Source organism: Actinotalea sp. C106, from assembly GCF_023630195.1.
In the GTDB taxonomy this organism is placed as follows: Bacteria; Actinomycetota; Actinomycetes; order Actinomycetales; family Cellulomonadaceae; genus Actinotalea.
Genome location: NZ_JALPKN010000151.1, coordinates 1 through 7,753, shown reverse-complemented (window position 1 = coordinate 7,753; position 7,753 = coordinate 1). Strand labels below are relative to the sequence as shown.

General features: G+C 72.7%; 8 protein-coding genes and 1 pseudogene. 2 read left to right on the top strand and 7 right to left on the bottom strand.

Annotated features, from left to right (window positions below; all coding sequences use genetic code 11):
- The 3 genes from L0B03_RS11080 to L0B03_RS11070 form a co-directional block, all read right to left on the bottom strand.
- The coding region (locus L0B03_RS11080) for a hypothetical protein (protein ID WP_250445854.1) at nucleotides 1–242 on the bottom strand (242 nt) is incomplete at its 3' end.
- Between the two features lie 127 nt (nucleotides 243–369).
- Nucleotides 370–1,713, bottom strand: coding sequence for an MFS transporter (locus L0B03_RS11075; protein WP_250445853.1), 1,344 nt, complete (start codon nucleotides 1,711–1,713; stop codon nucleotides 370–372).
- A complete protein-coding gene (locus L0B03_RS11070; protein WP_250445852.1) occupies nucleotides 1,710–2,153 on the bottom strand; it encodes a MarR family winged helix-turn-helix transcriptional regulator in 444 nt (147 codons plus the stop codon). The genes L0B03_RS11075 and L0B03_RS11070 overlap by 4 nt, the downstream gene beginning before the upstream one ends.
- Before the next feature lie 79 nt (nucleotides 2,154–2,232).
- On the opposite strand from L0B03_RS11070, the gene L0B03_RS11065 reads away from it, so the two are divergent.
- Complete coding sequence (locus tag L0B03_RS11065) at nucleotides 2,233–2,625, top strand: hypothetical protein (RefSeq protein WP_250445851.1); 393 nt, start codon at nucleotides 2,233–2,235, stop codon at nucleotides 2,623–2,625.
- 44 nt (nucleotides 2,626–2,669) lie between these two features.
- Here L0B03_RS11065 and L0B03_RS11060 read toward each other — a convergent pair whose 3' ends face one another.
- Both L0B03_RS11060 and L0B03_RS11055 read right to left on the bottom strand, forming a co-directional pair.
- Nucleotides 2,670–3,983, bottom strand: a complete 1,314-nt coding sequence (locus tag L0B03_RS11060) for a UDP-glucose/GDP-mannose dehydrogenase family protein (protein ID WP_250445850.1) — start codon at nucleotides 3,981–3,983, stop codon at nucleotides 2,670–2,672.
- 156 nt (nucleotides 3,984–4,139) lie between these two features.
- Nucleotides 4,140–5,645, bottom strand: a complete 1,506-nt coding sequence (locus tag L0B03_RS11055) for an NCS2 family permease (protein WP_250445849.1) — start codon at nucleotides 5,643–5,645, stop codon at nucleotides 4,140–4,142.
- A gap of 91 nt (nucleotides 5,646–5,736) precedes the next feature.
- Here L0B03_RS11055 and L0B03_RS11050 point away from each other — a divergent pair, with 91 nt between their 5' ends.
- Nucleotides 5,737–5,979: a DUF2530 domain-containing protein gene (locus tag L0B03_RS11050; protein WP_250445848.1), complete on the top strand. Its 243-nt coding sequence runs from the start codon at nucleotides 5,737–5,739 to the stop codon at nucleotides 5,977–5,979.
- A gap of 76 nt (nucleotides 5,980–6,055) precedes the next feature.
- Here the strand turns inward: L0B03_RS11050 and L0B03_RS11045 are convergent, their stop codons facing one another.
- The gene (locus tag L0B03_RS11045; protein ID WP_250445847.1) at nucleotides 6,056–7,288 is read right to left on the bottom strand and encodes an MFS transporter; all 1,233 of its coding nucleotides are present in this window, start codon (nucleotides 7,286–7,288) and stop codon (nucleotides 6,056–6,058) included.
- Nucleotides 7,285–7,753: pseudogene (locus tag L0B03_RS11040) on the bottom strand (ATP-binding protein); the annotation flags it as partial. The gene L0B03_RS11045 and the pseudogene L0B03_RS11040, both read right to left, overlap by 4 nt.

The following is a 7,753-nucleotide window of genomic DNA, read 5'->3' as shown; positions in this document are numbered from 1 at the left end:
GCCGCCGCCGCCTCGACCTCACCCCGGGCGAGCTCACCCTGGGCGGCCGTGACCTCGGGCAGGGCGCCCTCGAGGGCCTCGACGACCTGCAGGCCGCGCCACACGAGCCATCCGGCCGCGAGGGCCAGGACCAGGAGCACCACGAGCACCACCCACGGCCACCGACGACGACCCTCACGACGCGCCTCGGCGCGGGTCGGGACCACGGTCTCGGCCGGGGTCGGGGCAGGGGCGGTCGACATGGACGCATCGTCGCATCTCGGACATCGCCGGCGCCTGGTACGCCGAGAAGATCACCCGACTGCCGGGCGCGGTGCCACCGGTCGCGCCGGTACGGCCGAGCGCCGAGCGCCGAGCGCCGAGGGACCCTCAGGCCGAGGAGGCGCGGTCCGTGGCCTGCTGCGCGGACAGCGCGCGGGCGGCGTCGGACCGCGCCAGCTCCTCGTCGTGCTCGTGGTCGAGGTAGCGGACCTGGAGGTGGGGTCGGGACCGGAAGCGGTACCGGACGCTCACGTTCCACCGTCGAGCAGCCCACAGCGCGGCCCCCACCGAGACGAGCAGGGCCGAGATCGAGCCGATGCCGATGGCCCACCGCGCGCCGTAGGTCTCGGCGATCCACCCGACGATCGGCGACCCGACGGGCGTCGCCCCGAGGAAGACCACCATGTACAGGGACATGACCCGCCCGCGCATCGCGGGGTCGGTGGACATCTGGATGGTCGAGTTGGCCGCCGTCATCATGGTCAGGGAGGCGAACCCCACCGGGATGCAGGCCACCACGTAGCTCGGGTAGGTCGGCATCAGGGCCATGACGCCGGTCGTGACCCCGAACGCGAAGGCCGCGCCGATGACCAGCCGAACCCGGGGTCGCTCCCGCCGCGCCGCGAGCAACGCCCCCGCGAGGGAGCCGATGGCGAGCACCGAGCCGAGGATCCCGTACTCCTGGGGGCCACGGCCGAACTCGGTGCGGGCCATCACCGCGCTGGTGAGCTGGAAGTTCAGGCCGAAGGTGCTGACCACCCCGATCACGACCATGATGACGACGATGTCGCTCCGGTGCCGCACGTACGCGATGCCGGCACGGATCTGCCCCTTGCCCCGCCGGGTCGGCTCGCGGTGCTGCAGCTCGCGCAGCCGCATCTGCGTCAGGGCCAGGATCGTCGCGGCGAAGGTGGCCGCGTTGATGACGAAGACCCACCCCGTCCCGACGACGGCGATGAGCAGGCCCGCGAGCCCCGGGCCGATCAGCCGCGCGGCGTTGAAGGAGGCGCTGTTGAGGCCGACCGCGTTGGACAGCTTCTCGGCCGGGACGATGTCCGCCACGAAGGTCTGCCGCGCGGGGCCGTCGATCGCCGAGACGCAGCCCAGCAGCGCGGCGAAGACGTACACGTGCCAGAGCTCGGCATGACCGCTGAGCACGAGGGCACCGAGCCCGGCCGCGAGAACCCCCTGGGCGGTCTGGGTCGCGATGAGCAGCTTGCGCCGGTCGACCCGGTCCGCGAGCACCCCTGCCCAGGCGGACAGGACGAGGAACGGGGCGAACTGCAGGGCCGTGGTGATACCCACCGCGACCCCCGAGTCGTCCGTCAGGACGGTGAGGACGAGCCAGTCCTGCGCGACGCGCTGCATCCAGGTGCCGATGTTGGCGACCAGGGCCCCCGCGAACCACAGGCGGTAGTTGAAGTAGCGCAGCGAGGCGAAGGTCGGGCTCACGGGGCGACGACCTTGCGGAGCAGGACGGCGGCCTGGGCCAGGACCTCCCGCTCGGCGGGGTCGAGCTCGGCGAGGCGGTCCGCGAGCCAGGCGTTGCGGCGACGCCGGGTCTCGCGGACCTCGGCCTCCCCCGACTCGGTGATGGACATGAGGACCTGACGACGGTCGGTGGGGTGCTCCTCACGCTGGACCAGACCCGCGGCGACCAGGGCGTTGAGGGTGCGGGTCATCGGCGGGGGCTGGACGTGCTCGTGCTCGGCGAGGGCCGAGGGGGTCATCGCGCCACCGTTGCTGAGCGCGGCGAGCACGGCGTACTGGCCGTCGGTGATCGTCTCGTCGCTGCGCTCCATGCGGAGCCGGCGCACCGCGTGGGTCACGGCGAGACGCAGGTCCCCTGCGAGGGAGGCGGGGCGGCAGGCGGCCCCGGAGACATCAGGCATGTACCTATCTTAGGTCATGACCTTGGGTAACGAAAAAGGAGGCCACGTCGCCTGACGGCCCAGCACTACGCTGCGTGCCATGGCACCGATCCTGGCCGTCGCGGCCTGCGTCCTGTGGGCTGCGCTGGCCGTCTTCCAGATCGCACTGGCGCTCGGGGCTCCCTGGGGGGCCTTCGCCTGGGGCGGCCAGCACGAGGGGGTCCTCCCCGGGCGGCTGCGGGTCGGCAGCGCCGTGTCGGTCCTGCTCTACGCCGTCTTCGCCCTCGTGACCCTCGACCGGGCCGGGCTCACCGACGTCCTGCCCGCGGCCGTCGTCGCGCCCGCCGCCTGGGTGCTGGTCGCCTACCTCGCCCTGGGCGTCGTGATGAACGCGATCTCACGTAGCCGGGCCGAGCGCATGACGATGACGCCGACCATCCTCGTGCTGCTGGTCTGCACCCTCGTCGTGGCGCTCGGCCCGGCCCGCGCCTAGACCTCAGGTCAAGGACTCGACCAGGTCAGGGGCGGGATCGGAGATCAGGGACGACCCAGAGCCCGGTACACCCAGCCCGCGGCGCGCCACTGGGTCGGGTCGAGCACGTTGCGGCCGTCGACCATGCGGCGGTGGCCCACCACGCGGCCGAAGGCCTCGGGGTCGAGCTCGCGGTACTCCGCCCACTCCGTCGCGAGGATCACGACGTCGGCGCCCGCGGCAGCCTCCTCGGCGGTGGCCGCGAAGTCGAGGTCGGGCCAGGCCTTCTCGGCGTTGGCGACCCCCTGGGGGTCGGTCACGACGACCCGGGCGCCCTGCAGCCGCATCTGCGCCGCGACGCTCAGGGCAGGCGAGTCACGCACGTCGTCGCTGTCGGGCTTGAAGGCCGCGCCGAGGACGGCGATGCGCCGACCGACGATCGAGCCCTCGCAGACCTCACGGGCGAGGTCGACCATGCGGACCCGGCGGCGCATGTTGATCGCGTCGACCTCGCGCAGGAAGGAGAGCGCCTGGTCCGCGCCGAGCTCACCCGCGCGGGCCATGAACGCACGGATGTCCTTGGGGAGGCACCCGCCGCCGAAGCCGAGCCCCGCGTTGAGGAAGCGACGTCCGATGCGCTCGTCGTGCCCGATCGCGTCGGCGAGCTTGGTCACGTCGGCCCCGGTGGCCTCGCACAGCTCGGCCATCGCGTTGATGAAGGAGATCTTCGTGGCGAGGAAGGAGTTCGCCGCCACCTTGACCAGCTGGGCGGTCGCGAAGTCGGTGATGACCTGGGGCGTGCCCTCGGACAGCGGGGCCGCGTAGACCTCGTCGAGGATGCCGGCGGCACGGTCGCCCGCCTCGCCCTCCTGGATGCCGTACACGATGCGGTCCGGGTGCAGGGTGTCCTTGACCGCGAAGCCCTCGCGCAGGAACTCGGGGTTCCACACGACCGTCGCCTCGGGCTCGACCTCGGCGACGCGCTCGGCGATCCGCTCGGCCGTGCCGACGGGGACGGTGGACTTGCCGACCACCAGGTCACCCGGGGCCAGGTGCGGCAGCAGGCCCTCGATGGCGGCGTCGACGTAGCGGAGGTCTGCGGCGTTCTCACCACGCTTCTGCGGGGTCCCGACGCACACGAAGTGCACGCGGGCCCCGACGACCTCGGCGATCTCCGTGGTGAAGCTCAGGCGGCCCGTCTCGCGGGTCGAGGTGAGCAGCTCGGGGAGGCCGGGCTCGTAGAACGGGGCCTTGCCGTCCCGGAGCATCTCGACCTTGCGCTGCTCGACGTCGACGCCCACCACCTCGTGGCCCAGGTGAGCCATCGAGGCCGCGTGAACCGCGCCCAGGTACCCGCAACCGATCACCGAGATTCGCACCAGATCCTCCAGACGAGACGACGCACCGGGACGTCAGCACGACGCCCCGGGCTCGTCACACTAGACCACCTCGCGGCCGCTCACCTGTCCGTTACGCCCCTCTTCGGGGGGATGCGACGGAACGTCCCCCGGATGGCCGAGGACCCGCGGCGCGGCTCAGCTGATCAGCCCGATGGTCTCGAGCAGACCCTCGACCGAGTCGATCGCGAAGTACACGACGAAGAGGGCCGCCGAGACGTACATCAGCGGATGCACCTGACGGGCCTTGCCCGCGGCCAGCTTGAGCACCACGTAGGAGACGAACCCGGCACCGATGCCCACCGCGATCGAGAAGCTGAAGGGCATCAGGATGATCGTCAGGAAGGCCGGGATCGCGATCTCGTAGTCCTTCCACGAGATGCCCGTGACCTGCATGAGCATGAGGAACCCGACGATGACCAGAGCCGGCGTCGCGGCCTCGTACGGGATCATGTTGACCAGCGGGGCGAAGAAGGTCGCCAGCAGGAACAGCGCGCCGGTCACCACCGCGGCCAGCCCGGTCCGGGCGCCGTCCCCGACCCCCGCGGCGGACTCGATGTAGCTGGTGTTGCTCGACACCGAGCCCGCACCACCCGCGATCGCGCCGATCGAGTCGACCACGAGGATCTGGCGGGTCGAGGGCGGGTTGCCCTCCTCGTCGAGCAGGTCGGCCTCGGCGCCGATCGCGACCATCGTGCCCATGGTGTCGAAGAAGTCCGCGATCATCAGCGTGAAGACGAAGAGGATGACCGCGACGATCCCGATCTTGGGGATCGAGCCGAGCAGCGAGAACTGCCCGAGCAGGCCGAAGTCCGGCTGCGAGACGACGTCCCCCGCGCTGCCCGGCAGGGTGGGCTCGACCAGGCTCCAGCCGCCCGGGTTCTCGGCCGAACGTGCCCCGAGGTTGCCGATCGCCTCGATGACCAGGGCCAGCACGGTCGCGGTGACCACACCGATGAGGATCGCGCCCTTGACCTTGCGGACCATGAGGGAGGCGATGAGCAGCAGCCCGACGACGAAGACGACGATGGGCCAGCCGACCAGGGCACCCGAGTCACCGAGCTCGAGCGGGGTCGCGAGGCTCGCGGGGATCCGCACGAGCCCCGCGTTGAACACGCCGATCAGGGCGATGAACAGCCCGATCCCCACGCTGATGGCGAGCTTGAGCTCGACCGGGACGGCCTTGAACACCGCCTCCCGGAACCCCGTCAGCACCAGCACCAGGATCACCAGGCCCTCGAGCACCACCAGGCCCATCGCGTCGGCCCAGGTCATGCCGGGGATGGCCGCGACCGAGAAGGCCACGAAGGCGTTGAGGCCCAGCCCCGCGGCCATCGCCAGCGGGAACCGCGCGACCACGCCCATGAGGATCGACAGGAGACCGGCGATGAGCGCCGTGGTCGCCGCGATGAGCGGGAAGTTCGGCTCGCTGCCGCCACCGAGGAAGGCCCCGGTGCCGTCGGGGACCCCGCCGATGATGAAGGGGTTGAGCACGATGATGTAGCTCATCGCGAAGAAGGTGACGAGACCACCGCGCAGCTCCCGCGCGACCGTCGACCCCCGTTCGGTGATCTTGAAGTAGCGGTCGAAGGCACCGACCGAGGAGGCCGACTGGGTCGCGGCAGGCGGAGGGGTCTGCGTCATGGCGGACAGAGTGGCAGAAGCCGAGGCCGCGCGGCAGAGGGTTCTCGCGATGAGATCACCCGCCGCGAGGTCCGCCGACTACGCTGGCACGGTGAGCAGCACCCCCTCCCGGACCGCCCGCCTCCTGCGCCCCAGCACCCTCGAGCCGGTCGAGATCGACCTGCGCCTGGTCTTCGGGATCGGGATGGCGCTGTGGTCCGTGGCCCTGGTGGTGATGGTCGTCGTCCACGCCTCCGGCACGACGACGGGACGCAGCATCCCGGTCTGCGCCACGGGGATCGCCCTCGGCGCCCTGGGCGTCCTCTGGGAGCAGCGCCGCCGACGCCGCTCCTAGCCGGCGCCGCTCCTAGGCAGGGCCGCTCCTAGGCAGGGCCGCTCCTAGGCAGGGCCGCTCCTCGTCGTCCAGCCAGCTAGTCGAGCAGACCAGCCTCGCGCGCCCGACGACGGGTGGCCCCCGAGGCGTGGACCGACCAGCGCGGTGCCCAGCGCGCCAGCACCCCGGCGCTGGCCACCCCCACACCACCCACGGCCCAGATCCCCGCGGCGAGGGACCCCACGGCCGCGCCGCCGGCGACGAGCAGAGGCCCCGCCGCCCCGCCCGCGTCCTGGCACAACCGCCAGAGCCCGAGGAACTGCGCCCGCCCGGTGGGTGGGGCGACGTCGGCCCCGAGGGTCATGAGGATCCCCGCTCCCATGCCGTTGCCGAGGCCGATGACCATCGCGACCGCCGTGATCGAGGCGAACCCCGTGGTGAAGGGCAGGGCCAGGAAGCCCGCCCCGAGCACCAGCATCGAGGGGATGGCGGTCCACAGCCGGCCCCGCCGGTCCATGAGTCGTCCCGCGGGGTAGAAGAGCAGCATGTCCACCGCCCCGGCGATCCCGAAGACGATGCTGGTGGTCGCCGGGGCCAGGCCCAGGTGCTCCGACCACAGCGGGAGGACCGTCTGCCGGCTGCCGCGCACCGCCCCGACCATGAGCACGCCCAGCCCCAGGGTCCACAGCACCTGGCGGTGGTCACGCAGCACGTGCCAGGTGGGGACGCGGGGCCCGGCCGGGCGACGGTGGTCGACGTCGGGCACCAGAGCCACGATCGCCGCGGTCACCACCGAGGTGCCGACCGCGAGCCAGTACACCCCCCGCAGCCCCGTGAGGTGGATGACCCCGGCCCCCACGAAGGGCCCGATGAACGTGCCCACCCGCTGCAGGCCGCCCAGGGTCGAGAGCATCCGGGCCCGGCGCATCACCGGGGTGGTCTCGGTCAGGTAGGAGTGCCTGGCGAGCATGAAGACGGCGTTGATCGCCCCGAGGGCGAGCAGGCTCAGGCCCAGGACGACCACCGACGGCGCGAGGGCAGCAGCCGTGAGGGCGAGCACCGCGGCGACCGAGGCGCCGAGCATGGCCCGACGGTCCCCGAACCGTGCGGCGATCGCCCCGGCGGGGACGTCCCCGAGGATCTGCCCCACGGCCAGGAGCGCCACCACCACACCGGCCGTCGCGACGTCGGCGCCCAGGTCCACCGCGGTGAGGGCGACCACGGGCAGGATCGCACCGAGGCCGGTCTCGAAGACCACCACGGGCAGGAAGACCCCCAGGGCCAGGGTCCGGCGCCCCGGGGAGGTCGTGCGAGCAGCAGGGGAGGTCACGGGGCGAGGTCCCCCGCGAGCTCGAGGAGCACCTCCGGCAGGGCCCGGGGGTCGGCGAGCAGCCGGAGCAGGCGGTCGCGGTGCTCCCACCCGACGAGGGTCGCGAGGGCCACGGCGAGCCCCTGGCTGGTCGCGGCGTGGACCGTGCCCGCGGCGTCGACCCACCCGTCGAGCTGCTCGCCGTCGACCCGCAGGTCCTCGTGCTCGACCCAGGTCCCGGGCAGCGCGACGAGGCCACCGAGCCCCGCGCGCAGAGCAGGGTCGAGGTCGAGCACGGCCCCCCGGGAGGTCACGGTCCCGTCAGCACGCTCCTCGGCCCGGTCGACATCGAGGACCCGCGCCAGGCCGGTCGCCTCGGCAGGCACCACCAGCGCCGGCCGCACGGCGGGGTGCGCGGACCACAGCGGGGTCGCGACCGCGGCCTGCGAGGTCTCGACGACCCCGGCCGTGCCGTCGGCGAGCAGG

What these genes read in the sequence shown, in the direction of transcription:
- L0B03_RS11065 (WP_250445851.1), top strand. Translation starts at nt 2,233, where the DNA reads ATGGCACCGATCCTGGCCGTCGCGGCCTGCGTCCTGTGGGCTGCGCTG.
- L0B03_RS11055 (WP_250445849.1), bottom strand. Translation starts at nt 5,645, where the DNA reads ATGACGCAGACCCCTCCGCCTGCCGCGACCCAGTCGGCCTCCTCGGTC.
- L0B03_RS11070 (WP_250445852.1), bottom strand. Translation starts at nt 2,153, where the DNA reads ATGCCTGATGTCTCCGGGGCCGCCTGCCGCCCCGCCTCCCTCGCAGGG.